We start from the raw sequence: 25,743 nt of genomic DNA on the forward strand, positions 1-25,743 counted from the left end.
GACCCCGATGGCATCGCGCTTCAATGCGCTCAAGGCGGATGCCGCCTGGCAAAAGGTGTGGGACGATTCCCGCACCTTCGAAACCAAGGACGACAGCGGCAAGCCGCACAGCTACGTGCTGGAGATGTTCCCCTATCCGTCGGGGCGCATCCACATGGGCCATGTCCGCAACTATACGATGGGCGACGTGCTCGCGCGCTATCGGCGGATGCGCGGCGACGAGGTGCTCCACCCGATGGGCTGGGACGCGTTCGGCATGCCTGCCGAGAACGCCGCGATGGAAAAGGGCGTCCACCCCGGCACCTGGACCCGCGCCAACATCGCGACGATGAAGGCGCAGTTGAAGCGGCTCGGCTTCGCGCTCGACTGGAGCCGCGAACTCGCCACCTGCGAGCCCGATTACTACGGCCACGAACAGGCGCTGTTCCTCGATCTGTTCGCCGCGGGGCTGGTCTATCGCAAGGAATCGGCGGTCAATTGGGACCCGGTCGACATGACCGTGCTCGCCAACGAACAGGTGATCGACGGCCGCGGCTGGCGATCGGGCGCGCTGGTCGAGAAGCGCAAGCTCAGTCAGTGGTTCCTGAAGATCACCGACTTCGCCGACGAACTCCTCGCCGGCCTCGGCGCGCTCGACGGGTGGCCCGACAAGGTCAAGCTGATGCAGGAAAACTGGATCGGCAAGAGCCAGGGCCTGAAGTTCCGCTTTGAACTCCTCCCCGGAACGGGGAGGGGGACGGTTGGCGAAGCCAATGGTGGAGGGGGCGCGCCACCAGCGTCACCGCCTGCCGAAAGCCCCCTCCACCATCCTACGGATGGTCCCCCTCCCCATGCTGGGGAGGATCATGTCGAGGTCTTCACCACCCGCCCGGACACGATCTTCGGCGCTAGCTTCGTCGCGGTCGCCGCCGACCACCCGATCGCGCAATCCCTCGCCGCAGCCAACTCGGACGCAGCCGACTTCATCGCGCTGTGCAAGCGCGGCGGCACGACCGCGGCGGAGATCGAGACCGGGGAGAAGCTCGGCTTCGATACCGGCATCGTCGCGCGCCATCCGTTCGATGCGGCGATCGAACTCCCCGTCTACATCGCCAATTTCGTGCTGATGGAATACGGCACCGGCGCGGTGTTCGGGGTCCCCGCGCACGATCAGCGCGACCTCGATTTCGCGCGCAAATACGCACTGCCGGTGCGCCGCGTCGTCGCCGACGGCGATCTCGCCGATCCGCTGTTCGAGGGCGACGAGGCGTTCACCGGCGCGGGAACTCTGGTCAACTCGCGCTTCCTCGACGGGCTCGACATCGACGCAGCCAAGCGGGTCGTCGTCGATCGGGCCGAGGGCGAAGGCTGGGGCACCGGATCGACCGTCTATCGCCTGCGCGACTGGGGCGTCAGTCGCCAGCGCTATTGGGGCACGCCGATCCCGATCATCCACTGCGACGCATGCGGCGCAGTGCCGGTGGCGAAGGACCAGCTGCCGATCGTCCTGCCCGAAGACGTCAGCTTCGACGTCCCCGGCAACCCGCTCGATCGCCACCCGACGTGGAAGCATGTCGCCTGCCCGTCCTGCGGCAAGGATGCCCGGCGCGAGACCGACACGCTCGACACCTTCGCCGATTCGTCCTGGTATTTCATCCGCTTCGCCAGCCAGCCCAAGGACCGCCCGTTCGATCGCCGCATCGCCGAGAGCTGGCTGCCGGTCGGCCAGTATATCGGCGGGGTCGAGCATGCGATCCTCCACCTGCTCTATGCGCGGTTCTGGACCCGTGCGCTGAAGCATATCGGCCAGTTGGACGTCGCCGAGCCGTTCACCGGGCTCTTCACCCAGGGCATGGTCACGCACGAGACCTACAAGTCCGCCGACGGCCGCTGGATCGGCCCCGACGATGTCCGCGACGGCATCGAGACCGCGACCGGCCAGCCGGTGACGGTCGGCCGCGTCGAGAAGATGTCGAAGTCGAAGAAGAACACCGTCGATCCCGAACCGATCGTCGACCAATACGGCGCCGACGCGACCCGCTGGTTCATGCTCTCCGATTCCCCGCCCGAGCGCGACCTGCCGTGGAGCGAATCGGGGATCGAGGGCGCCTGGCGCTTCGTCCAGCGGCTCTGGCGCCTGATCGAGGGCACCGCCGGCAGCAACGAGGGCATAGACCAGGCGCTCGACCGCAAGCTTCACCAGACGATCGCAGGCATCGGCACCGACATCGAAGCGCTCGCCTTCAACAAGGCGGTCGCCAAGATCTACGAACTCGTCACCGCGATCGAGCGCGCCGCCCCGTCCAGATCGCGCGACGCCGCGATCCGCGATTTGATCCTGCTGGTGTCGCCCATGGTCCCGCACGTCGCCGAAGAGGCTTGGGCTGCGCGCGGCAACACCAGCCTGATCGCCGATGCGCCCTGGCCCGCGGTCGATCCCAAGCTGCTGGTCGCCGACGAGGTCACCTACGCGATCCAGGTCAACGGCAAGCTCCGCGACAAGCTGGTGCTGGCCAAGGGCATGTCGCGCGAGGCGGTCGAGGCCGCCGCGCTCGCCTCGGACAAGGTCGTCCGCATCCTCGACGGCAAGCCGCCGCGCATGGTGATCGTGGTGCCCGATCGCCTGGTCAATCTGGTCGCATGAGGCGCCTTCTCCTGCTCGCCGCGCTGGCGCCGCTCTCCGCGTGCGGCTTGCATCCGCTTTATAGCGGCGGCGGGTCGGGCGCGGTGGCGTCCGCGCTCCAGCAGGTCGAGATCGCGCCGATCCAGGGTCGCTCGGGCTTCCTGATGACCAACGCGCTGCGGGATCGGCTCGCCAGCGGCAGCACTCCCGCCTACCGGCTCGACATCCGCCTCGACGATCGCATCGCCGGACTCGGTGTCCGCCGCGACGACAGCGTCACGCGCGAGCGCCGGACGCTGCGCGCACGTTACCAGCTGGTCGATCTCGCCAGCGGATCGGTGCTGGTCGACGCCACCGCGGGATCGGACGCCGGCATCGACGTCGTCCAATCCGAATACGGCACCATCGCCGCCGAGAACACCGCACTCGAACGGCTCGCGGACAATGTCGCGGACAAGATCGTCGCGAGACTGGCGCTGTTCGCGCAGCGTCGCGCCGCGGCCAAGTGAAGGCCAACGCCCGCGACATCCGCGCCGCGCTCGAACGCGCCTCGTCCGACTATCGCCTCTATCTGCTCCATGGTCCCGACGCCTCAACCGCCGCCGAGCTCGCCGGACTGCTAGGCACCGCGATGGGGCCGGAGGCCGAGCGCGTCGATCTCGACGGCTCGATGCTGAAGAACGACCCCGCCCGCCTCGCCGACGAGGCCGCGTCGCTGTCGCTGTTCGGCGGCGCGCGCTACATCCGCGTGTCCGGCATCGGCGAGGAAAGTGCCGAGGCGATCGCCACGCTGCTCGCCGCCGATCGCGCCGGCAACCCGGTGGTCGCGATCGCCCCCACTGCCAAGGCGACCGGCAAGATCGTCAAGCTCGCGATCGAGTCGCGCGCCGCGCTCGCCTTTGCTTGCTACGAACCCAGTAGCGCGGATGCGGAGCGCATCGCCGCCGGCCTTGCGCGTGAACACGGGCTGCGCGCGACCAGCGACGCCGCCCGCCGTATCGCCGCCGCAGCGGGGAACGACCGCGCGATCATGCTCCGCGAGATCGAGAAGCTGGCGTTGTTCCTCGACGCCGCGCCCGATCGCCCCGCCGATCTCGACGACGCCGCGATCGATGCGGTCGGCGCCGATCTCGGCGAGGCCGAACAGACCCGGCTGGTGGAGGCACTGATCGACGGCCACAGCGCGGTGCTCGGCCAGGAGCTCGATCGTGCAGCCGAGGCCGGCACCTCGCCGATCCCCTGGCTCCGCGCCATTGGCCGCCGCCTGCTCGCGCTCGCCGAGATGCGCGCCGACATCGATGCCGGCGGCGCGGTCGACGCGGTTTTGAAGCGCCACCGCGTGTTCTTCCGCGAAGAAGCCGCCACTACCCGCGCGCTGCGGCGCTGGTCCGCGCCGATGCTCGCGCGCGCGCTCGATCGCGTGCGTCAGGCCCAGCGCGACATCATGGCCCCCGCCAACGCCGGCACGGTTCTCGCCGATCGCGCAGTGGCGGAGATCGCTCGCGGCGTCGAACGCCGCGGCTGACCCGCTAAATCGCCTCGTCCCCGGTCAGCCGCTGGCAAACCATGTCGAGCTGGTCGAGCGTCGAATAGGACAGCGTCAGCGTCCCCCCCGATTCGGCATGGCTGATCCGCACGTTGAGCCCGAGCAGGTCGGACAATTGCCGCTCCAGCGCCGCAATATCGGCATTGCCCGATGGTTCGCCGGCGCGCGACGACCGCGGCGCCCGCTGCGGCTTCGCGCCCTTCGCCAGCCGCTCGGTCTCGCGAACCGACAGTCCCTTGGCGATCACCTGCTCCGCCAGCGCCTCGATATCGCGCGCGCCGAGCAGCGCGCGGGCATGCCCCATCGACAGCGATCCGTCGGTTACCCGGCCCTGCACCTCGGCCGGAAGTTCTAGCAATCGCAACAGGTTGGCGACATGGCTCCGCGACTTGTGGACGATCTTGGCAAGCGCATCCTGAGTATGCCCGTAGTCGCCCGCAAGTCGTTGATACGCTTGCGCTTCTTCGATCGCATTGAGATCCTGCCGCTGGATGTTCTCGATCAGCGCGATCTCGAGCGTTTCGGCGTCGTCGAACTCACGGACGACGACCGGCACCTCGTGCAGCCGCGCCCGCTGCGCGGCACGCCAGCGCCGCTCGCCCGCGACGATCTGATAATCATGGCCATGCGGCCGCACGACGATCGGCTGGATCAATCCCCGCGACGCGATCGACGCCGCGAGTTCGTCGAGCAGCGCTTCGTCGAAATGCCGACGTGGCTGATCGGGATGCGGCGACAGCGCACTGACCGGCAGCATCCTGATCCCCGTCGGGGCGGTCCCGTCCGCCTTGGTCGGTGCCTCGCTCGCGATCTCACCAAGCAGCGCGCTTAGTCCGCGCCCTAGCCCTGGACGGCCCCGCTTGTCGCTCATGCCGCAGCCCTTGCGACCTTAGGCAGCCGAGCGATGAGTTCGCGGGCAAGCGCGATATAGGCTTCCGATCCCGAACAGCGATGATCGTAAATCAACGCCGGCAGCCCGTGGCTCGGCGCCTCCGACAGGCGGACGTTGCGCGGGATCACGGTCTCGAACACCACCTGCCCCAGCACCGCGCGCACGTCCGTCGATACCAGTTCCGACAGCCGGTTGCGGCGATCGTACATCGTCAACGCCACCCCGATGATCGACAGCCCCGGATTGAACCGCTCGCGAATCCGCTCGACCGTGGTGAGCAGCTGCGACAGGCCCTCCAGCGCAAAAAATTCGCACTGGAGCGGGACGAACAGCGCATCCGCCGCGACCATCGCGTTGATCGTCAGCAACCCGAGCGACGGCGGGCAATCGATCAGGATGATGTCCCACGACTTGCTCGATTGGCTGATCGCGCGGTCGAGCCGATGCGTTCGCGCTTCGAACTCGACGAGCTCGATCTCGGCCCCGGAAAGATCGACAGTGGACGGCAGCAGATCCAGTCTTGGCACGCGCGTGGGAACGACTGTTTCCGCCAGACCCGCCTCGCCCATCAATACATGATAGGAGGACCGCTGCCGCTGAGACTGACCGACCCCCAGCCCCGTCGACGCGTTACCCTGCGGGTCGAGATCGATCAGCAATACGCACGAGCCGGTTGCGGCGAGCGCCGTCGCAAGGTTGATCGCGCTGGTCGTCTTGCCGACGCCGCCCTTCTGATTTGCCACCGCGATGCACGTCATCAGCCCACCCCGTCGAACGTCACGATCGATGATGCCGGATCGGTGATGCTTTGTTCCACGTGGAACAATCGCCCACCCACTTCATCGACCGGCGAGCGCCCGCGAGGAAGAATCCAACGTGTGTTCGGTGTGGCGCATCCCCCAGCTGCATGCAAAAGCTTTTCCACCGACGCAACCGCACGCGCGGTGATCACGTCGGTTGGTGACCGCACCGCCTCGATCTTTCCGGCGATGATGGCGGCATTGTCGATGCCCAACCGGTCGACGCAATGCTGGAGGAACGCAGCGCGCAGCTTTCTGGGCTCGACCATCGTGACCGCCCCGGACCAGCAAAGCGCAACGATCATTCCAGGGAAGCCGCCGCCCGTACCGACATCGGTCCAGCTCCTCGCAGACGCCGGAGCAAAGTCGATTAGTTGCGCCGAGTCGACAACGTGCCGCACCCAGATCGACGCGATCGACGAAGGTGACACCAGGTTCTGAACGGCGTTTTCCGCCATGACCATATCGACAAACGACGCCACCCGATCGGTGACCTCCTTGTCGTACCGATCGGCCATCCACGCCCGTGCGTCATCTTCGGTCATGCTGCCAAGCGCGCCACGTAGAGATGGATCGCAGTAAGCGCCGCCGGTGTAATCCCGCGGATCCGCGATGCGGCCGCCAATGTCAGCGGACGAGCGGCGTCGAGGCGATCCACCATCTCGTTCGACAATCCTGCGATCGTCCCAAACTGCAGGTCACACGGCAGCAATCGTGCCTCATCGTTGCGCAGACGCGCAATTTCCTCCCGCTGTCGCGTCAGATAAGGAGCATAGCGCGCGTCCTCGAGAACCTCCGCCTCTATGTCGTCGTCCCAGCCACGATGATCGCTCGTCAGGACGTGATCGAGCGTCACACCCTCGATCCTCAACCAGTCGAACGCACTGCGCCGACTGCCATCCTGCGCCACCGTCGCGCCGCGCATCCGCATCGCCGTTGCCGTGGTCTCGACTTGAAGCGCCGCGAGCATTTCCGCGCGCGACTTATAGCGCGCTTGTTGGTGCGCCAGCCGCGCCGCCCCCAGACAGCCCACCGATGCAGCAACAGCGCCCAATCGGGTCTCGGCATTGTCGGCGCGCAACGATAGCCGGAATTCTGCCCGTGCGGTCAACATCCGATATGGTTCGGTGACACCCTGGAGTACGAGGTCGTCGATCATCACCCCGATATAGCTCGACGCCCGATCGAGGATCAGCGGCGCCTTCCCCAGCGCCTGCGCGGCGGCGTTGATCCCGGCGACGAGCCCCTGCCCGGCGGCTTCCTCATAGCCGGTCGTTCCGTTGATCTGCCCCGCACAGAAAACGCCTTCGATCGCCCGCAACGCGAGCCTGGTATCCAGCGCCCGCGGATCGACATGATCATATTCGACCGCATAGCCGGGCATCGTGATCACCGCCCGCTCGAGGCCGTCGATCGACCCAATCATCGCTTGCTGCGCACCGATCGGCAGCGAGGTGGATAGGCCGTTCGGATAGACAACTGGATCGTCCAGTCCCTCGGGTTCCAGGAAAACCTGATGCCCGTCCCGGTCGCCGAAACGATGGATCTTGTCCTCGATCGATGGGCAATAACGCGGCCCACTCGCTTCGATCGCACCCGAGAATAGCGGCGACCGATCGAGCGACCGGCGGATGACATCGTGGGTCGCCTCCGTCGTCCGCGTGACGCCACACGCGATCTGCGGCAGCTGTCGACCTGATGTCATCGGCGACATCGTCCATGGCTCGACGTCACTCTTCTGTTCCGCGAGCCGTCCCCAATCGATCGTCCTGCCGTCGAGCCGAGGCGGTGTTCCGGTCTTCAAGCGCCCGATCGGCAGTCCGAGCGCGCGCAATTGCCCCGCCAGCGGCTTCGCAGCGCGCTCGCCGATCCGCCCGCCCTCCAGCCGATCATCGCCGCGGAACAGCTTGGCGCCGAGGAACGTGCCCGTGGCGATCACCACCGTCCGTGCCGCGATCGCCGATCCATCCGCAAGTATGACGCCGCTGACCTGGTCACCCCTGATCGACAGGCGCTCCACCTCCCCCAGCACTATAGTCAGGTTCGGCTGGGTCTCGATCAGCGCGGACACCGCCGTCGCATAACGCCGACGGTCAGCCTGCACCCGCGCACCTTGGACCGCCGCGCCCTTGCTGCGGTTGAGCATACGATGATGGATTGCTGCCGCATCCGCCGCGCACGCCATCACGCCGTCGAAGGCGTCGACCTCGCGCACGATGTGCCCCTTGCCCAATCCACCGATCGCCGGATTGCACGACATCGCACCGATGCTGTTCCGGTCGTATGTGACCAACACCGTCGCCGCACCACAGCGTGCCGCCGCAGCGGCGGCTTCTATGCCGGCGTGACCAGCGCCAATGACCAGGACATCGAACATGCCGTGTCGCTACTTGTGCTTAGCGACAACGTCAAAACTGTTCCACGTGGAACATTACTTGCCGACGCAGAAGCGCGCGAACAGCGTGTCGAGCAGGTGCTCGCCAGCATCGACCCCAAGGATGGTGGCAAGCGCTTGTCTCGATAGCCGCAGCTGTTCGGCGAAGATCAACCCATCGTTGGACGGATCACCCAGCGCCCCGGCTGCCGCAAGACACTGCGCGCGCTGATGCCGCGACAATGCCAACGCATCCGCCGCCGGCACCAATGCCTCGGCCCGCTCGATAATGATCCGCCACAACGCCTCGATCGATTTGGGCCGATGCGCCGACAAGGCCACGTCGCATCCTGCAGGCGCTATGGCCCGCTCCGGCAGATCGGCGCGCGAGTGGGCCCAGATGGCATTTCGCCCGGGCGCTTCGTCACCTAACCAGACCAGAAGATCCGCCGCCGCGATCGACTGTTCCGCTCGCGACACCCCGATCGCCTCGATCGCATCGTCGCTCTCGGTCAGCCCCGCCGTATCGGTCAGCACGAACGGCAATCCGCCCTGCATCACCGGCGCCTCGATCCGATCGCGTGTCGTTCCGCTGATCGCCGAGACGATCGCAACCTCGCGCTCCGCCAACAGATTGATCAGGGTCGACTTCCCGCTGTTCGGCGGACCCCCGATCACCAGTCGAATACCGTCGCGCAATCGTTCGACCGGTGGCTGATCCAGCAACCGGAGCATTTCCCCGGCCAGCGCAGTCGCCTGCTGTCGCGCCTCGCCAAGGTCCCCGCCGGTCTGCACGACGTCGTCCTCATCCGAGAAATCCAGCACCGCCTCGACCTCAGCCGCGATCTCCCCGAGACGATCGAGCCACCCGCGCACCTGCGCGCTCACGCGCCCTTCCGCGCCCGACAGCGCTGCGATCCGCTGCCGCTCGGTCTCGGCCGCCAGCAGATCGGCAAGCCCCTCGGCCTCCGCCAAGTCGATCCGTCCGTTGATCAGCGCCCGTCGCGTGAACTCGCCCGGCGCCGCACGCCGAAGCCCCCGAATCGTCGCAAGCGTTCGCTCCACGGCATCGACAACTGCACGCCCGCCATGACAATGCAGCTCGACCAGATCCTCGCCTGTCGCCGACGCCGGCCCGGGAAACACCAGCACCAGCGCGCGATCGAGCACCGCCCCGTCGCCGTCGCGCAGCACGCGCAGCGCCGGCTGACGCGGCGTCGGAACCCGCGCCATCATCGTCGACGCCGCCGCCAACGCCCCCGGCCCGCTCACCCGGATCACCGCGATAGCGGCCGGCGGGCGCCCACTCGATACCGCGAAGATCGTATCGACGATCAGTCTCCGGTCTTCATCGATCCGTCGAACATCCGCCGCCAGAAGGTCATCCCCGCCTCGCCCATCGGCGCCCAACTTTTCATCATCGAATCAAGAAGTTCCGGCTTCACCGTCCCGCTCATCGATTCGAGCACCATGGCGACGTAGCGCTCGTGGATCGGCGACAGATCGGGCAGCCCGACCGCGCGTCGCGCTTCCTCCGGCGTGCATTCGACCTCGACGTTCACCTTCATGTCACTCGCCCCCGGTTCGTCAGAACAGCGTCAGCACCCCGACCGTCGGGCTGGTCAGCCCTTCATAGATCATCTTGCCCGCGACGTAGACGATGATCAGCAGCCCGACATAGGCGATCCAGCGATAGCGCTCGATATATTTGGCGATCACGTTCGCCGCGAGGCCCATCAACGCCACCGACAGCAGCAGCCCGATGATCAGGATGCCCGGATGATCGCGCGCCGCGCCCGCCACCGCGAGCACGTTGTCGAGGCTCATCGACACGTCGGCGAGCGCCACCGCCCACGCCGCACCGACGAAGCTCTTCGCTGGCCGCAGGCTGTCGACGTCGCCACCCGCGCCGTCATTGTGCCGCAGCTCGCGCCACATCTTCCACGCCACCCACAGCAGCAGCAAGCCGCCCGCGAAGATCAACCCGATCAGCCCCATCAGCCAGCTGACCGCCAGCGCGAACACGATCCGCAGCACCAGCGCCGCGATGATCCCGATCAGGATCACCTTCTTGCGCTGGTCGGCCGGCAGCCCTGCAGCGAGCGCTCCGACGACGATCGCGTTGTCGCCCGCCAGCACGATGTCGATCATCAGCACCTGCACGAATGCCGCCAGCGTCGCCGCCGAGCCGATATTCTCGAAATCGTTGACGATGTGCTGCCAGATCTCGGCGGGGGATCCCGGCCCGGCGGCCGCGGCCTCCGCCAGCATCGCAATGATCGTCACAGGATCGACTCCTCGAAATAGGTCACGGCCGGCATCGGATCGTAAAAGCCGTGCAACAGAATACGCCACGCTTCATACCGGTCGGACCGACGAAAGCCATCACGATGCGCGGCGATGTCGGTCCAATGGACGAGCAGGAGATAGGGTCCGGGTGCTTCGCGGCGAGTAGCGATGCTCTAGCGGCATCGTCAATGTGCTCCCGCGAAGGCGGGAGCCCAGTACTGGGTCCCCGCCTTCGCGGGGACACGTGCCACCAGATGGGCACGCCAGCGATGGAGCTTCAACCAGGCGATCATGATGCGCGGAACGCTCCGTCACGCAAGAGGCACAGGCAAACCCTGCGCTCGTTGGCCGGGGCCAAGCTCCGCCGGTCGAGCCGGTGCGAGTCCCGCCGCAGCATGCGGCGGGCCGCACTCGGCTATTGATTCATGCTGTCGAAGAAATCCTCGTTGGTCTTCGAATCCTTCATCTTGTCGAGCAGGAACTCCATCGCATCGATCGTCCCCATCTGCATGAGGATCCGGCGCAGCACCCACATCTTCGACAGCTTGGCCTTGTCGACCAGCAGCTCTTCCTTGCGGGTGCCAGATTTGCCGACGTCGAGCGCCGGGAAGATCCGCTTGTCCGCCACCTTGCGGTCGAGCACGATCTCCGAATTGCCGGTGCCCTTGAACTCCTCGAAGATCACCTCGTCCATCCGGCTGCCGGTATCGATCAGCGCGGTGGCGATGATCGACAGCGATCCGCCTTCCTCAATGTTGCGTGCCGCGCCGAAGAACCGCTTCGGGCGCTGCAACGCGTTGGCGTCGACGCCGCCAGTCAGCACCTTGCCCGACGACGGGACGACGGTGTTGTACGCACGGCCGAGGCGGGTGATCGAATCGAGCAGGATCACCACGTCCTTCTTGTGCTCGACGAGCCGCTTGGCCTTTTCGATCACCATCTCGGCGACCTGGACGTGGCGCTGTGCGGGTTCGTCGAAGGTCGACGACACCACCTCGCCCTTCACGCTGCGCTGCATGTCGGTGACTTCCTCTGGCCGCTCGTCGATCAGCAGCACGATCAGGAACACCTCGGGATGGTTGTCGGTGATCGCACGCGCGATGTTCTGCAGCAGCACGGTTTTGCCGACGCGGGGCGGCGCGACGATCAGCGCGCGCTGTCCCTTGCCCTGCGGCGAGACGATGTCGATCACCCGCGCCGACTTGTCCTTGATCGTCGGATCCTGCGGATCGAGCGTCAGCTTCTCTTCGGGGTAGAGCGGCGTCAGATTGTCGAAATTGACGCGATGGCGCACCGCATCGGGGTCGTCGAAATTGACCGTGACCAGCCGCACCAGCGCGAAATAACGCTCGCCGTCCTTGGGCCCGCGGATCTCGCCCTCGACGGTGTCGCCGGTCCTGAGCCCGAACTTACGCACCTGATTGGGCGAGATGTAGATGTCGTCGGGCCCGGCGAGATAATTCGCCTCCGGGCTGCGCAGGAAGCCGAAACCGTCCTGCAGCACCTCGATCGTGCCGACCCCGAAGATCTGGTCGCCATTCTCGGCCTGAACCTTCAGGATCGCGAACAACAGGTCCTGCTTGCGCAGCGTCGACGCGCCCTCGACCCCGAGTTCTTCGGCCATGCTCACCAGTTCGGCGGGCGTCTTCTTCTTCAAATCTTTGAGATGCATGGAAAAATCCGGATGCGTGTAGTTCGGGGGGAGTGCTCGACCGGCGGCAGGAGCAGCGGTGGCAAGATGGAGAGAGGCACGATACGACAGGACGTCGCTCGGATGCAGGCAAAGGGGTAAGTAACGCCGCCGATTTAGTCAAGCCGATCGCGTCGGCCGGCACATCGTCGGGATGCGGTCAGAACGGCTTGACGATCACCAGGATCACGATCGCAATCGTCGCGAAGGCGGGCACTTCGTTGAGCATCCGCAGCGTCCGCCCGGCAAGCGTCGGCCGGTTCGCCGCCAGCTTGCGCGCATATCCCACCGCCCAGCCGTGATAGCCCGACAGCAGCAGCACCAGCGCCAGCTTGGCATGCAGCCAGCCCAGCCCCGGCGCCCCCTCCAGCAGCCCCAGATTGACCGCCAGCATCAATCCCAGCACCCATACCGCGATCATCGCCGGCGTCAGGATGATCCGGCGCAGCTTGCCCTCGCGTACCACCCACGATGCCGCCTCGTCGGCACGCCCGGCCGCCAGCGCCTCCTGATGATAGACAAGGTAGCGCGGCAGCATGAACAGCCCCGCCATCCAGAAGATCACGACGATCAGATGCGCCGCCTTCACCCAGTCATAGGCGCCGCCGAGAAACCCGCTCATGCGCTGCGCCTGACCGTCGCGATCAGCTGCTCGACATGCGCGATCGGGGTATCGGGCAGGATCCCGTGGCCGAGATTGAAGACGTGCGGCCGGGTCGGGAACGCCGCGACGATCCGCGCCACCGCGCTCGCCAGGGCCTCGCCGCCCGCGATCAGCGCCAGCGGGTCGAGATTGCCCTGCACCGGCAGCCCCTCGGGTAGCACCGCGTTGGCCCAGTCGGGATCGATCGTCTCGTCCAGCCCGATCGCATCGACCCCGGTCCCCGCGGCATAGGCGGGCAGTTTGCCGCCCGCGCCCTTGGGGAAGCCGATGATCGGCACGCCGGGGCAGCGCGCGCGCAGGCCGGCGACGATCGCGGCGTTGGGCGCGATCACCCAGCGTTCGAACTGCGCCGGGCTGAGGCTTCCCGCCCAGCTGTCGAACAGCTGCACCGCCTCGACTCCGGCGTCGATCTGCCGCGCGAAATAGTCGATCGTCATCGTCACGATCGCATCGACGATCGCGCCGAACGCGACCGGATCGTTATAGGCGAAGCGCCGCGTCTCGCCCTGGTCCTTCGATCCGCGCCCCGCGACCATGTAGGTCGCGACCGTCCAGGGCGACCCCGCAAAGCCCAGGAAGGTGGTTGCGGGGGGCAAGGCAGCGGCGACCCGCGCCACCGTCGCATAGACCGGCTCCAACCGCGCCGGCGCCCGCGTCAACCCGTCCAGCGTCGCACCCACCAGCGCGGGTTCCAGCCGCGGCCCCTCGCCGACCCCGAACGACAGGTCCTGGCCCAGCGCCCAAGGCACCATCAGGATGTCGGAGAACAGGATCGCGCCATCGAACCCGAAGCGCCGGATCGGCTGCAGCGTCACCTCGGCCGCCGCCTCGGGATCGGTCGCGAGCGCCAGGAAGCCGCCCTTGTCCGCCCGTAGCGCGCGATATTCGGGCAGATACCGCCCTGCCTGGCGCATCAGCCACAAGGGTGCGACCGACTGGCGCTCGCCGCGCAGGGTCGCGAGCAACGGCTTGGAGACTGGATCGGTCAGCGTCCTTCTTTCCATTAAGAAAGAGTTAAAAGAAGTTGATGTAGTGGTAGGCACGTGGATCGCGGGACAAGGCTGGCGTTGCCGTAACCATCAACAGCTTGACCGGCAAGCAGCCGCGGATCGCCCCGGATTCGCGCGACTTATCCCCAGGATCCACGATCTGTTGACGAAACCTGCGGCTGTGGGCGGCATTGTGGATAGGTGGGGACTTGTCCACCGCGCCGGGCTCGCTTGGCGGGGCTGGCGAGTTGCGCTAGCGGTTGCGCGTATGTTGTCCACAGATCCATCCCGGACCGGCACGGCGACCCCTCAGGCATGATCCGGCTCCATCTCCACCTGCTGTCGGATTCGACCGGCGAGACGCTGGAGAACATCGCCAAGGCCGCACTCGCGCAATATGACGATGTCGAGACCGTCCGTCATTTCTGGCCGATGGTGCGGACCGAGGCGCATCTCGAACGCATTCTCCAGGAGATCGCGCAGAATCCCGGGCTGGTGGTGTTCACGCTGGTCAACGCCGCCACCCGCCGCATCCTCGAACAACGCTGCCTGGCGCTCGGCCTCCCGGCGGTCGCGCCGCTCGATCCGGTCAACGACGCGCTGTCGGGGCTGCTCGGCCAGCAGGCGAAGGCGCGGCCCGGTCGCCAGCACGTCCTCGACGCCGCGTATTTCGCGCGGGTCGACGCGATCCAGTTCACCATCGCGCACGATGACGGCATCGCCTGGGAGGAATGGGAGGAAGCCGACATCGTCCTCGCCGGGGTCTCGCGTTCGTCCAAGACGCCGACCTCGATCTACCTGGCGAACCGCGGCTACAAAACCGCCAACATCCCGATCGTGGTCGAAAGTCCGCCGCCCAAGATCCTCTATTCGCTGCAGAACCCGTTGATCGTCGGCTTAACCACCAGCGCCGATCGCCTGATCCAGGTGCGCCGCAACCGCCTGCTGTCGCTCAACCAGCATCCCGACACCAGCTATGTCGAGGAGGAAGCCGTCACCCGCGAGCTCGCCTTCGCCAGGCGGATGTTCGCGGACAATGGCTGGCCGGTGATCGACGTCACTCGCCGCTCGATCGAAGAAACCGCCGCCGCGATCATTGCGCTCTGCAACGATCGCAGGGGCGGCGGCGTGGCGACGTGAGCGACCCACTCTCCTCCGTCATCCCGGCGAACGCCGGGACCCATGGACAGGATGTAACCGAGGTTGTGCGCACCGCCAGCCGCGTGAACCCATGGGTCCCGGCGTTCGCCGGGATGACGAGAGGAAGGATGGTCCCATGACCCTCGTCCTCGCCTCGCAAAGCGCCTCCCGCCGCGCGATGCTCGCGGCCGCCGGGGTGCCGTTCGAGGCGGTTGCCGCGGGCGTCGACGAGGATGCCGTCAAGGCCGCGCTCGCGCACCTCAAGCCGCGCGACCTCGCCGACGCGCTCGCCGAACTGAAGGCGTTGAAGGTCGCGCAGCGCCGTCCCGAGGCGTTGGTGCTCGGCAGCGACAGCGTGGTGGCGCTCGCCGACGGCACCCTGCTCGACAAGCCGACCAGCCGCGACGAGGCCGCCGATCACCTCGCGCGGATGTCCGGTGCGCGCCACCAGCTATGGAGCGCCGCGGTGATCGCCGAGGACGGCCGCCCGGTCTGGCGCCATGTCGAGGCCGCAACGATGGAGGTTCGCCCGCTGTCGGACAGCTTCATTCAGGCATATCTGGACCGCGAATGGCCCGCCATCGCGGGCTGCGTCGGCTGCTACAGGATCGAGGGCCCCGGTGTGCAACTCTTCTCCCGGATCGGCGGCAGCCACTTCACCATCCTCGGCCTGCCGCTGCTCCCGGTGCTCGACTTCCTCCGCGTCCGCGGCGTGCTGCCGACCTGACGCGCGCGTGATCGTGCGACTTTCGTGACTTCTCACCGGATCATCCCATGAACAATCCCTATGCCGAGGTGATCGGCGATCCGATCGCCCAGTCGAAATCGCCCCTGATCCATCGCTTCTGGCTCGACGCGCTCGGCATCGCGGGCGACTATCGCAAGACCCGTGTCGAGCCGGCGGGGCTCGCCGGCTTCTTCGCCGATCGCGCCGCCGATCCCGAATGGCGGGGCTGCAACGTCACCGTGCCGCACAAGATCGCTGCGCTCGACCATATCGACGATCGCGGCGATGTCCGCACGTCGATCGGCGCGATCAACACCGTGTTCCGGGCGGAGGACGGCACGCTGGTCGGCACCAACACCGATGCCGCGGGCTTCTATGTGCCGCTCGACGGCCTCGATCTCGCCGGCAAGCCGGTCACCGTCGTCGGGGCGGGCGGCGCCGCGCGCGCGATCCTGTTCGCGTTGACGCGGATGGAGGTCGGCCCGGTGACGATCCTCGCGCGCAATCCGCTGAAGGGCGCCGCCTTGCTCGCGGCGTTCGGGCTGAAGGGCCGCGCGCTGCCGATCGGCCCCGCCGCGCCGCCATCGGCGCTGCTGGTCAACGCGTCGAGCCTCGGCATGATCGGGCAGCCGCCGCTCGACCTCGATCTCGGCGCGTTGCCCGACGACGCGGTGGTCTACGACATCGTCTACGCGCCGCTCGAAACCCCGCTGCTCGCCGCGGCACGCGCGCGCGAACTCGACACGATCGACGGGCTGGAGATGCTGGTCGGGCAGGCCGCGGTCGCGTTCGAGATCTTCTTCGGCGCCGCCCCGCCGCGCGACCGCGACGACGAGCTGCGCGCGCTGCTGCTGGCATGACCCGGCCGCTCGTCGTCGGGCTGACCGGATCGATCGGGATGGGCAAGTCGACCGTCGCGGCGATGTTCGCGGACGAAGGCGTGCCGGTGTTCGACGCCGATGCCGCGGTCCACCGCCTCCAGGGGCCCGGTGGCCACCTGGTCGAGCCGATCGAGGCGGCGTTCCCGGGCACCACCGGCGCTGGTGGTGTCGACCGCGCGTCGCTCGGCCGCGCAGTGCTCGGCGACGACGCCGCGATGAAGCGCCTCGAGGCGATCGTCCACCCCGCGGTTGGCGCCGATCGCGCGCGCTTCCTGGCGGATCATGCCGATGCGCCGGTCGTGGTCTTCGATATCCCGCTGCTGTTCGAAACCGGTGGTGACCGGCTGGTCGACACTGTCGTCGTGGTGTCCGCCGCGCCCGAGGTCCAGCGCGCCCGCGTCCTCGCTCGCCCGGGCATGGACGAGGCGAGGTTCGCCGCGATCCTCGCCCGCCAGCTGCCCGATGCGGAAAAGCGCGCGCGCGCCGATCACGTCGTCGCCACCGACGTGCCGCTCGTCGAAACCCGTGCGGCGGTCCGTCGCCTGGTCGCTTGCCTCGCGCCCGGCAAAGGCGGATAACCCCCGGATGCGCGAAATCGTCTTCGACACCGAAACCACCGGCCTGAGCTTCGCAGGCGGGGACCGGATGGTGGAGATCGGCTGTGTCGAGATGCTCAACCGGTGCGAGACCGGGCGTCATTTCCACGCCTATTACCACCCGCAGCGCGACATGCCGGCGGAGGCGTTCGCGGTCCACGGCTTGTCCGCGGCGTTCCTCGCCGACAAGCCCTGCTTCCACGATGCGGTCGAGGATCTGATCGATTTCATCGGCGACGCGCCGCTGATCGCGCACAATGCGAGCTTCGACTTCTCCTTCCTCAATGGCGAGCTCGGCCGCTGCGGGCGCCCGATCGTCCACCTGTCGCGGATGGTCGACACCCTGCAGATCGCGCGAAGCCGTCATCCCGGTGCCAAGCATTCGCTCGACGCGCTCTGTTCGCGCTTCGGCATCGATCGCAGCCACCGCGTGCTCCACGGTGCGCTGCTCGACGCGCAACTGCTCGCGCAGGTCTATGTCGAACTGACCGGTGGCCGCCAGATCGGGCTCGGCCTGGTCAGCGACGTCGCCGCGGCGATGCCCGCGATGGCCGCGACCCGCGCGCCGGTGGTGGTGCGTCCGCCGCGTGTTTTCCCGCCGAGCGAGGGAGAATTGGCCGCGCATGCCGCGTTCATGTCCAAGATCGATCACCCGATCTGGGACCTGGATCGGGGAGCTTGATCGAAGGGGGGCCGTGGCGCCCGGGTGGCGCTTCGCGGACGGAGCCAACAGGACCGTCCGATCCAAGGAGAATAGAATGGATATCCGGATCTCTGGTCACCAAGTCGACACGGGCGACGCGCTCAAGGATCATGTGAGCGACCGGCTTCAGGGTATCGCCGACAAGTATTTCGCGCGCGCGATCTCGGCGGAAGTCACCTTCGGCAAGGGCCCGCACGACGCCGGCTTCACCTGCGACATCGTCGCGCACGTCATGAAGGGACTGGTCCTGAAGGGCCGCGGCGACGCCTACGACGCGCATCCCGCCTTCGATGGCGCCGCCACCAAGATCGAAACCCAGCTCCGCCGCTACATGCGCCGCCTGAAGGATCGCCATGCCGATCAGGCGATCGAGATCGCCGAAAGCGGCGCCTACGACAATGCCGGCTACACCCTGTTTCAGGACAGCGCGCATGAGGAAGAGGCTGGTGACGCACCGCTGATCGTCGCGGAGACTCGCGTCGACGTCCCCGATGCCTCGGTGTCCGACGCGGTGATGATGCTCGATCTGCGCAACACCGCGGCATTGCTGTTCCGCAATTCCGGCACCGGCGCGTACAACATGGTCTATCGCCGCGGCGACGGCACCATCGGCTGGGTCGAACCCCAGCGCCCCGCCGAGGCGGCGCGCGCCTAGGCAGCTAGCGAACGCAAGCCCGGTCCGCTACGGCGCGGCCGGGCCCCTGCCCCAACGAGAGTAGAATGACCGATCTCAGCGACCTGCTGCGTCACGATGCCGTCCTGAAGGACGTCCCCGCCGCCACCAAGAAGCTCCTGTTCCAGCATCTGGCGACCGTCGCCGCGACGCTGTTCGGGGTCGACGCGCGCGAGGTCGCGGACAAGCTGACGGCGCGCGAGAAGCTCGGATCGACCGGATTCGGCGGCGGCGTCGCGATTCCGCATGCCAAGCTGGCGGGCATCTCGTCGGTCACCGGGATGGTCGTACGCCTGGCTCATCCAATCGAATTCGCCGCGGTCGACGACATGCCGGTCGATCTCGTCTTCCTGATGCTCTCGCCGCTCGATGCGGGCGCGGATCACCTGAAGGCGCTCGCCCGCGTCTCGCGGCGGCTGCGCGATCGCCTGTTCCTCGCCAAGCTGCGCGGGGCAGGGTCGCCCGACGCGATCTACGCGCTATTCACCGAAGACGCGGTGCGCGATGCCGCCTGACGCAGGCGCCGCCGCCCATTTCCGTGCGCTCGAATCGCTCTACGCTGCAGCCCCGATCAACCGGCTGTTCGCATCGCGTCTCGAGATCCCCGAACCCGGCATCGCCCGGATCAGCTTCGATCTCGACGAACGCCATTTCCACGCCGCGGGCGCGGTCCACGGCACCAGCTATTTCAAGATGCTGGACGACGCCGCCTTCTACGCGGCCAATAGCCTGGTCACCGATCGCTTCCTGCTCACCACGGCGTTCAACCTGCTCTTCACCAAGCCGTTGAAAGCCGGCCCCGTGGTAGCCGAAGGTCGCTGGGCGAGCGGGCGGCGCCGCGTGTTCGTCGCCGATGCTCGGCTGATCGACGCCGATGGCGAGGAGGCGGCGCGCGGCACCGGCACCTTCATGCGCTCGCAGATCCCGCTCGGCGAACTCCCCGGCTATCGCAGCCGGTGAGCGCCAGGCTGCCGACCGGGCTGCTGGTGGGCGCGCTGCTGCGTCGGGTGAACGACTCGGGCGGGTTCGCGGCGGTACTCGCAAAGGGCGATGCGCAGGCTGGGTCGGTGCTGCTCCTGCTCGCCGATCGCAAAGGTCGGGAACGCCTCGTCGAACGCGGTATCGGCCCCGATGGCCGGGTCGCGCTGATCGAATCGACTCCGGCGGACGACGTCGCCGGCTATTGGCGCCGCCGCCGCGATCGCGACCCGGATTTATGGGTGATCGAACTGAACACCCCGGATGCAGAACGATTCGCCGCTGAAACGATGTTGGTCGATTGACGGCGAAGCGATCGGCCCCAAAGGCGATCGGCATGTGAAATGGCGTTGTGCCGAATGCGGGTGCGGTCCGTATCGGTGACGCAGTCGGGGGGATGCCCGGACGATCGCTTGGCGATCGGGTCCGTGGTCCAACCGCATGACGACTCGATTGAATGACTTTTCTGAACCGCGCCGCAACCATTGCGGCGATGACCTTTTCGATTGCCGCGCTGATTGGCACCAGCGCACCCGGCAAAGCTACCGAGCTCGATCGCACTGCGATCCCAGCTCCCGGTCTCGACTCCATGAACGTCCTGACCCCCGCCGTTGTTCCCCAGGAAGCTCCCGCTCCCGTCCAGGCCGAGGCGACCGCGCCCGTCGTCGAAGAGCCCGCCTTCGCCAGCCTTGCCGACGCCGTCGATCACCACCGCTCGGCTGATGCCGACGATGCGGTCCGCTGCCTCGCCGGCGCGATCTATTTCGAATCGAAGGGCGAGCCGCTGTCGGGCCAGCTCGCGGTCGCCAACGTCATCATCAACCGCAGCAAGTCCGGCCGCTTCCCGACCGACATATGCTCGGTCGTCACCCAGCGTGGACAGTTCGGCTTCGTTCGCGGCGGATCGATCCCTTCGATCGACGAGGGTCGCGCCACGTGGCGCACCGCGGTCGCGGTCGCCAAGGTCGCGCTCGCCGCCGACTGGGACAGCCCCGCCCCCCGCGCGCTCTACTTCAACACCCCCAACCGTCTTCCCGCCGCCCGCCTGACGCGCGTCGCGATGATCGGCAACCACGTCTTCTATCGCTGAACGGCTGAACGCGGTGCCCGGCACGGGCTTGCGTCGTTCGTGCAATGTTCTTATGCGGGAGCGATGCTCGACACCGCACCCGCCTCGTGCGTCGATGACCGGAATCCCGCGCTCTGCGCCGCCGACGTGGCGCGCGGCGTGGTGCGGATGCTGCTCCGTCACGATCTCACCGCGATCGCCGAAGTCCCGCTCGACGGCGGTCGCCGCGCCGATCTCATGGCGCTCGACGTTCGCGGCCAGATCGTGATCGTCGAGATCAAGGTCTCGCGCGCGGATCTGATGGGCGATGGCAAATGGCCGGATTATCTCGCCTGCTGCGACCGCTTCTACTGGGCGCTGCCTGCGGGCTTCGACACCTCGCCGCTCGATACTCCCGCCTTCCTACCGGCGCGTACCGGAGTGATCGTCGCGGATCGCTACGACGCGGAGATCATTCGTGAGGCGCACACCGTCGCGCTCCCCGCTCACGTCCGTAAACGCTGTACCCTCGGCTTCGCCCGCCGGGCCGCGCGCCGGGTGGCGGGGCTGGTCGATCCGGAAGCGCTGACGCTGGCGAACGCCTAGAGCTTCGGCCCCGCCACCGCTGCCTTCGCGGCCTTGCGCGGCGTTTCCGCCATGATCTTCGCAACTGCCGGATTACGTGAATCGCGCGCCGCATAGTCGCGCGCCGACATGCCGGCGATGATGTCCGCCTGGTCGGGATCGGCGCCGTCCGCCAGCAGGATGCGAATCGTCGCCAGGTCGCGGTTCTGCACCGCGCGGATCAGCGGGGTCTCGCCCGCGGCATTGGCGATGTTGGGGTTGGCCTTCGCCTCGATCAGCACCGGGATCAGCCCGTTGAAGCCCTTGTTCACCGCGATCAGCATCGGCGTGTTGCCGCGCCCGTCGCGCATGTTCGCATCGGCGCCCTTCTGCAGCAGGAAGCGGGTATAGACCTCGTCGCCGCGCGCCGCGACGATGTGCAGCGCGCCCTCGCCATTGGTGCGGTCGCGGGTGTTGACGATCGTGCTGCCCGGCTTGTTGAGGATCTCGAGCACGTCGTTGCCCTTGGCGTCGCGGATCGCCTGGAGGAACTTATAGCCTTCCGACTGCTGCTGCGCGGCGGCGGGTACCGCCAGGCCGACGACAGCGAACCCGAGCATGAGGGAGTTGCGGAGCATGGCGTAGTTTTCCTTGTAAGCCCGAACCTTGCGTGACGCGCATTATCAGATCAATGCTGCCCCGGTCATGAACATTTTCCGCGTCGCACCATGGCTCGCGCTCGCCCTCGCCGCGTGCCAGCCAGCCGCCCCCGCCAGGCAGGAAACGCCGCCGCTGGCGGGTGCGCGGATCGGCGGGCCGTTCTCGCTGATCGACCAGAACGGCCGGCCGACCACCAACGACAGCTTGGCCGGCAAATACCGGATCATGTATTTCGGCTACACCTTCTGCCCCGATGTCTGCCCGACCGACGTCGCGGTGATCGGCAATGCGGTGAAGCTGATCGACAAGAACGATCCCGCGCTCGCCGCACGGCTGGTGCCGGTCTTCGTCACCGTCGATCCGGCGCGCGATACGCCGGCGGTGCTGAAGCAGTTCGTCTCCGCCTTCCACCCCCGGATGATCGGCCTGACCGGCAGCGCCGATGCGATCGCGCAGGCGGCCAAGGGCTATGCGATCTTCTATGGCCGCGGCGATCCGTCGCCCGGCGGCGGCTACCTCGTAAACCACAGCCGCCAGACCTATCTGATGGATCCCGCCGGCAAGCCACTCGCGTTGTTGCCGCAGGAACAGGGGCCGCAAGCCGTGGTCGCCGAGATCGAACGTTGGGCGAAGTGATCAAATTCTGGGAATTGCCGATCGAACGGCTCGACCGCGGGCAGTGGGAGGCATTGTGCGACGGCTGCGGCAAATGCTGCGTCCACAAGCTGGAGGACGAGGATACCGGTGAGCTCGTCGCCACCAACGTCGCCTGCCGCCTGCTCGATCGCCGATCGGGGCAATGTTCCGACTATCGCCATCGCCGCGCCTATGTCCCCGAATGCGTCCGCCTGACGACCGGCAACGTCCGCGGGATCGATTGGCTGCCGTCGACCTGCGCGTACCGGCTGCGCGCGGCGGGCGATCCGCTCCCCGACTGGCATTACCTGGTCAGCGGCGATCGCGAGGCGGTTCATCGCGCTGGCGAATCGGTGCGCGGCTGGACGGTCAGTGAGGACGAGGTCGGCGATCTCGAGGATCACATGGTCGACCGGGTCCTTTGACGGGCGGGAGCCCGGCGGATTTCGATATCGTGCGGCATCCGACCGCGCGGCACATCCGCCTCTCGCTCGATCCCGCCAGCGGTCGCGCGAAGCTGATCCTGCCGCGTCGCGCCGCGCTGAAGGCCGCGCTCGCCTGGGCGGAAGGGAAGACGGGCTGGCTCGCCGCGCAACGCGAATCGTTGCCCCGCGCGCAACCGTTCGCGCCGGGCCTGACGATGACCGTCGCGGACGATCCGCTGACGATCGAATGGCGCGCCGGCAGTTCGCGCCGCGTCGTCCGCGACAGCGACGCCCTGCGCCTGTCGGGCCCGATCGAGACGCTGCCGCGCCGCGTCGAGGCATGGCTCAGGCGCGAAGCGTTGGACCGCCTCGCGGCCGAGACGCAGGAATTTGCCATCCTCGCGGATGTCGCGGTCGCCAAGGTCGCGGTCGGCGATCCGCGCAGCCGCTGGGGCAGCTGCGCGTCGAGCGGGGTGATCCGCTACAGCTGGCGGCTGATCCTCGCGCCGGGCTGGGTCCGCCGTGCCACCGTCGCGCACGAAGTCGCGCACCGCGTCCACATGAACCATGGCGCCGCCTTCCACGCACTGGTCGCCGACCTGCTCGGCACCGATCCCACGCCGGCGCGCCATTGGCTCCGCACCAACGGCACCGCGCTTCACTGGTTGGGGCGTTCTTCCTGAGGCACCGGCTGCACCCGCGGTAGATCGCGCGGGTCGCGGGGTTCACGCGTGGGCTGGCGATTGGCCGGCGTCTCGCGCCGCGCCGGGCGCCCCGTCACCCGATCGATCCAGTCCTGGTTCAGCGCCTGCGGTTCGCGCTCGTCGTCGCCCGCGCCGGGCTCGGCGGCGGGTTGGGCGGGTTCGGGCTGGTCGTCCGCTGATCCCGGCCGCTCCGTTTCGGTCGCGATCGGGTTGCCGTCGGGATCGACCATCATGCCGTTGTCGGGACTGCCGAAATAGCTCTCTTCATCGGGTTCGAGCTGCCAGTCGGGCAGCGTCACCTGGGTTTCGAACTGCTCGATCGGGCGGGTCGCGGTGGCGGGCTTCATGAAATCGGCGAACGCCTTGGCGGGCGCGGTGCCGCCGTGCAGCCCCGCGATCGGCTTGGCATCGTCGCGCCCCATCCACACCCCGGTGGTCAGCCCGCTCGAAAAGCCGAGGAACCAGCCGTCCTTGGACGAACTCGTCGTGCCGGTCTTGCCCGCGACCGGCCGGCCGATCTGCGCCGCGCGCCCGGTGCCGGTGTTGACCGCGGTCTGCAGCAGGTCGGTCATCTCCGCGGCGACATAGGGCGCGACCAGCACATGGCTGCGGTCGACCTCGTGCGAATAGATGGTTTGCCCGTTCGAGGTCACGCGCAGGATCCCGTACGGCGCCACCGCGACGCCCTTGGCGGCGACGCTCGCGAACGCGCGGGTCATGTCGATCAGCCGGACGTCGGAGGTGCCGAGCACCATCGACGGATGGGTGTTGATCGGCGTGGTGATCCCGAACCGCCGTGCCATGTCGGCGACGGTGCCGAAGCCGACCTCCTGGCCTAGCTTCGCCGCCACGGTGTTGAGCGAATAGGCGAAGGCGGTCCGCAGGCTGACCGCGCCGGAATTGCGTCGCGAATCGTTGCGCGGGCTCCAGCCGTCGATCGTCACCGGTTCGTCGACGATCGAATCCTCCGGCTTGTGGCCGGCCTCCAGCGCGGCGAGGTACACGAACAGCTTGAACGACGATCCCGGCTGGCGCTGCGCCTGGGTCGCGCGATTGTAGATCGACGCGACATAATCCTTGCCGCCGACCATCGCGCGCACCGCACCGTCGCGGTCGAGGCTGACCAGCGCCCCCTGGGCGCCCGGGGGCGCATTGGCGCGGATCGCGGCGTCGGCCTGGCGCTGCATGTTGAGGTCGAGCGTCGTCCACACCTCCAACGGTGCCTGGGTCTCGTCGATCAGCATGTCGAGCTGCGGCAGCGCCCAGTCGGTGAAGTAGCGCACGCTGTTCTGGCGCGGTTCGGGCGCCAGCTTCAATGCTTCGGGATCGGCCTCGCGTGCCTGCGCCGCGGTGATCGCGCCGGTTTCCCGCATCGTCTCCAGCACCACGCCCGCGCGGCCGACCGCGGCGGCGGCGTCGGCAGTCGGCGAATAATTGGACGGCGCCTTCACCAGCCCCGCGATCACCGCCGCTTCGGCGAGACTCAGCTGGTCGGCGCCGTGTCCGAAGAATTTACGCGACGCCGCGTCGATCCCGTAGGCGCCGCCGCCATAATAGACCTTGTTGAGGTACAGCTCGAGGATCTCGTCCTTCGAGAATTTTCGCTCGATCGCGAGCGCCAGGATGCCTTCGCGGAACTTGCGGCCGAACTTCTTCTGGTTGTTGAGGAAGATCGTACGCGCCAGCTGCTGGGTGATCGTCGATCCGCCCTGGATCCAGCGCCCGCGGTCGAAGCGCACCTTCACCGATCGGGCCAGCCCGACCGGATCGATGCCGATATGGCTGCGGAAGCGGCGATCCTCGACCGAGACGGTCGCGTCGCGCATCACCGTCGGGATGCGCGAGATCGGCAGCCATTCGCCGTAACTCGGCCCGAGCGACACGATCACCGTGCCGTCGGCGGCATGGACGCGGATCATCTGTCCGTTGGGCGAGGATTTCAGCTCTTCGAAACTCGGCAGCTGCGACCGCGCGACATAGACCGCGATCGCCAGCGCGCCGAGCGCAAGGATGCCGAGCCCGATCATCACCTGCACGACTATGATCAGCCGCCGCCGCCACGGCGATCGCGGCGGCGTGCGGCGGGCTGGGGATCCTTTGGGTGAGCGCGCGCGAGCCATCTGCGCGACCGCGATTACGCGCTAACCCGCCGGCCTACAAGC

General features: G+C 67.6%; 29 protein-coding genes. 17 read left to right on the forward strand and 12 right to left on the reverse strand.

The genetic code is table 11. The features are described 5' to 3' along the window. Positions 1-7: 7 nt before the first annotated feature. The 3 genes from leuS to holA are packed head-to-tail and all read left to right on the forward strand — an operon-like array spanning position 8 to position 4,127. Positions 8-2,623, forward strand: a complete 2,616-nt coding sequence (gene leuS, locus ACT009_RS11790; RefSeq protein WP_445191270.1) for a leucine--tRNA ligase — start codon at positions 8-10, stop codon at positions 2,621-2,623. Beyond that, positions 2,620-3,111 carry an LPS assembly lipoprotein LptE gene (gene lptE / locus ACT009_RS11795; protein WP_445191271.1) on the forward strand — a complete coding sequence of 164 codons (492 nt, stop codon included), beginning with the start codon at positions 2,620-2,622 and terminating at the stop codon, positions 3,109-3,111. Before leuS ends, lptE begins: the two co-directional genes overlap by 4 nt. Then, positions 3,108-4,127 carry a DNA polymerase III subunit delta gene (gene holA, locus ACT009_RS11800; RefSeq protein WP_445191272.1) on the forward strand — a complete coding sequence of 340 codons (1,020 nt, stop codon included), beginning with the start codon at positions 3,108-3,110 and terminating at the stop codon, positions 4,125-4,127. Before lptE ends, holA begins: the two co-directional genes overlap by 4 nt. A gap of 4 nt (positions 4,128-4,131) precedes the next feature. Here holA and ACT009_RS11805 read toward each other — a convergent pair whose 3' ends face one another. From ACT009_RS11805 to hemE, 10 genes are all read right to left on the reverse strand, one after another. Next, positions 4,132-5,019: a ParB/RepB/Spo0J family partition protein gene (locus ACT009_RS11805; RefSeq protein WP_445191273.1), complete on the reverse strand. Its 888-nt coding sequence runs from the start codon at positions 5,017-5,019 to the stop codon at positions 4,132-4,134. After that, positions 5,016-5,798 (reverse strand): ParA family protein, encoded by a 783-nt coding sequence (locus ACT009_RS11810; protein ID WP_445191274.1) that lies wholly within the window; start codon positions 5,796-5,798, stop codon positions 5,016-5,018. The genes ACT009_RS11805 and ACT009_RS11810 overlap by 4 nt, the downstream gene beginning before the upstream one ends. Then, positions 5,798-6,385, reverse strand: coding sequence for a 16S rRNA (guanine(527)-N(7))-methyltransferase RsmG (rsmG, locus tag ACT009_RS11815; protein WP_445191275.1), 588 nt, complete (start codon positions 6,383-6,385; stop codon positions 5,798-5,800). The genes ACT009_RS11810 and rsmG overlap by 1 nt, the downstream gene beginning before the upstream one ends. Then, positions 6,382-8,217 carry a tRNA uridine-5-carboxymethylaminomethyl(34) synthesis enzyme MnmG gene (mnmG, locus tag ACT009_RS11820; protein ID WP_445191276.1) on the reverse strand — a complete coding sequence of 612 codons (1,836 nt, stop codon included), beginning with the start codon at positions 8,215-8,217 and terminating at the stop codon, positions 6,382-6,384. Before mnmG ends, rsmG begins: the two co-directional genes overlap by 4 nt. Before the next feature lie 54 nt (positions 8,218-8,271). Further along, positions 8,272-9,549 (reverse strand): tRNA uridine-5-carboxymethylaminomethyl(34) synthesis GTPase MnmE, encoded by a 1,278-nt coding sequence (mnmE, locus tag ACT009_RS11825; RefSeq protein WP_445194078.1) that lies wholly within the window; start codon positions 9,547-9,549, stop codon positions 8,272-8,274. Then, complete coding sequence (locus ACT009_RS11830; RefSeq protein WP_445191277.1) at positions 9,549-9,782, reverse strand: DUF6489 family protein; 234 nt, start codon at positions 9,780-9,782, stop codon at positions 9,549-9,551. Before ACT009_RS11830 ends, mnmE begins: the two co-directional genes overlap by 1 nt. Before the next feature lie 19 nt (positions 9,783-9,801). Beyond that, positions 9,802-10,485, reverse strand: a complete 684-nt coding sequence (locus ACT009_RS11835) for a TerC family protein (RefSeq protein ID WP_445194079.1) — start codon at positions 10,483-10,485, stop codon at positions 9,802-9,804. 433 nt (positions 10,486-10,918) lie between these two features. Further along, a complete protein-coding gene (gene rho / locus ACT009_RS11840; protein WP_445191278.1) occupies positions 10,919-12,175 on the reverse strand; it encodes a transcription termination factor Rho in 1,257 nt (418 codons plus the stop codon). A gap of 178 nt (positions 12,176-12,353) precedes the next feature. Next, positions 12,354-12,815 (reverse strand): CopD family protein, encoded by a 462-nt coding sequence (locus ACT009_RS11845; protein ID WP_445191279.1) that lies wholly within the window; start codon positions 12,813-12,815, stop codon positions 12,354-12,356. Further along, positions 12,812-13,861, reverse strand: coding sequence for a uroporphyrinogen decarboxylase (gene hemE / locus ACT009_RS11850; RefSeq protein ID WP_445191280.1), 1,050 nt, complete (start codon positions 13,859-13,861; stop codon positions 12,812-12,814). The genes ACT009_RS11845 and hemE overlap by 4 nt, the downstream gene beginning before the upstream one ends. A 300-nt stretch (positions 13,862-14,161) precedes the next feature. On the opposite strand from hemE, the gene ACT009_RS11855 reads away from it, so the two are divergent. From ACT009_RS11855 to ACT009_RS11905, 11 genes are all read left to right on the forward strand, one after another. Further along, positions 14,162-14,986 carry a pyruvate, water dikinase regulatory protein gene (locus tag ACT009_RS11855; RefSeq protein ID WP_445191281.1) on the forward strand — a complete coding sequence of 275 codons (825 nt, stop codon included), beginning with the start codon at positions 14,162-14,164 and terminating at the stop codon, positions 14,984-14,986. A gap of 136 nt (positions 14,987-15,122) precedes the next feature. Continuing rightward, positions 15,123-15,713, forward strand: a complete 591-nt coding sequence (locus ACT009_RS11860; protein ID WP_445191282.1) for a Maf family protein — start codon at positions 15,123-15,125, stop codon at positions 15,711-15,713. Between the two features lie 47 nt (positions 15,714-15,760). Beyond that, positions 15,761-16,573: a shikimate dehydrogenase family protein gene (locus ACT009_RS11865; RefSeq protein WP_445191283.1), complete on the forward strand. Its 813-nt coding sequence runs from the start codon at positions 15,761-15,763 to the stop codon at positions 16,571-16,573. Beyond that, positions 16,570-17,172 (forward strand): dephospho-CoA kinase, encoded by a 603-nt coding sequence (coaE, locus tag ACT009_RS11870; protein ID WP_445191284.1) that lies wholly within the window; start codon positions 16,570-16,572, stop codon positions 17,170-17,172. The genes ACT009_RS11865 and coaE overlap by 4 nt, the downstream gene beginning before the upstream one ends. Positions 17,173-17,179: 7 nt before the next feature. Beyond that, the gene (dnaQ, locus tag ACT009_RS11875; RefSeq protein ID WP_445191285.1) at positions 17,180-17,872 is read left to right on the forward strand and encodes a DNA polymerase III subunit epsilon; all 693 of its coding nucleotides are present in this window, start codon (positions 17,180-17,182) and stop codon (positions 17,870-17,872) included. 76 nt (positions 17,873-17,948) lie between these two features. After that, on the forward strand, positions 17,949-18,548 hold the full coding sequence (gene hpf, locus ACT009_RS11880; protein WP_445191286.1) for a ribosome hibernation-promoting factor, HPF/YfiA family: 600 nt from the start codon (positions 17,949-17,951) through the stop codon (positions 18,546-18,548). 65 nt (positions 18,549-18,613) lie between these two features. Further along, entirely contained in the window at positions 18,614-19,081 is a 468-nt protein-coding gene (locus ACT009_RS11885; protein WP_445191287.1) for a PTS sugar transporter subunit IIA, read from the forward strand. Beyond that, positions 19,071-19,526, forward strand: coding sequence for a PaaI family thioesterase (locus ACT009_RS11890; RefSeq protein WP_445191288.1), 456 nt, complete (start codon positions 19,071-19,073; stop codon positions 19,524-19,526). Before ACT009_RS11885 ends, ACT009_RS11890 begins: the two co-directional genes overlap by 11 nt. Then, positions 19,523-19,849, forward strand: coding sequence for a DUF1491 family protein (locus ACT009_RS11895; RefSeq protein ID WP_445191289.1), 327 nt, complete (start codon positions 19,523-19,525; stop codon positions 19,847-19,849). Before ACT009_RS11890 ends, ACT009_RS11895 begins: the two co-directional genes overlap by 4 nt. Before the next feature lie 152 nt (positions 19,850-20,001). Next, entirely contained in the window at positions 20,002-20,634 is a 633-nt protein-coding gene (locus tag ACT009_RS11900) for a cell wall hydrolase (protein WP_445191290.1), read from the forward strand. A gap of 63 nt (positions 20,635-20,697) precedes the next feature. Further along, positions 20,698-21,198, forward strand: a complete 501-nt coding sequence (locus tag ACT009_RS11905) for an MmcB family DNA repair protein (protein ID WP_445191291.1) — start codon at positions 20,698-20,700, stop codon at positions 21,196-21,198. On the opposite strand, the gene ACT009_RS11910 is transcribed toward ACT009_RS11905, so the two are convergent. Further along, the gene (locus ACT009_RS11910; protein WP_445191292.1) at positions 21,195-21,794 is read right to left on the reverse strand and encodes an ankyrin repeat domain-containing protein; all 600 of its coding nucleotides are present in this window, start codon (positions 21,792-21,794) and stop codon (positions 21,195-21,197) included. The two genes, ACT009_RS11905 and ACT009_RS11910, sit on opposite strands and share 4 nt — an antisense overlap. 67 nt (positions 21,795-21,861) lie before the next feature. On the opposite strand from ACT009_RS11910, the gene ACT009_RS11915 reads away from it, so the two are divergent. Genes ACT009_RS11915 through ACT009_RS11925 form a run of 3 tightly spaced genes read left to right on the forward strand, consistent with a single transcriptional unit; the run spans position 21,862 to position 23,560 of the window. After that, positions 21,862-22,452, forward strand: a complete 591-nt coding sequence (locus tag ACT009_RS11915) for an SCO family protein (RefSeq protein ID WP_445191293.1) — start codon at positions 21,862-21,864, stop codon at positions 22,450-22,452. Further along, on the forward strand, positions 22,440-22,877 hold the full coding sequence (locus ACT009_RS11920; protein ID WP_445191294.1) for a YcgN family cysteine cluster protein: 438 nt from the start codon (positions 22,440-22,442) through the stop codon (positions 22,875-22,877). Before ACT009_RS11915 ends, ACT009_RS11920 begins: the two co-directional genes overlap by 13 nt. Positions 22,878-22,906: 29 nt before the next feature. Further along, positions 22,907-23,560: a M48 family metallopeptidase gene (locus tag ACT009_RS11925; RefSeq protein WP_445191295.1), complete on the forward strand. Its 654-nt coding sequence runs from the start codon at positions 22,907-22,909 to the stop codon at positions 23,558-23,560. Here the strand turns inward: ACT009_RS11925 and ACT009_RS11930 are convergent. Next, entirely contained in the window at positions 23,536-25,701 is a 2,166-nt protein-coding gene (locus ACT009_RS11930) for a PBP1A family penicillin-binding protein (RefSeq protein WP_445191296.1), read from the reverse strand. The two genes, ACT009_RS11925 and ACT009_RS11930, sit on opposite strands and share 25 nt — an antisense overlap. Positions 25,702-25,743 lie beyond the last annotated feature (42 nt).

It is taken from the genome of Sphingomonas sp. Tas61C01 (genome assembly GCF_052567495.1).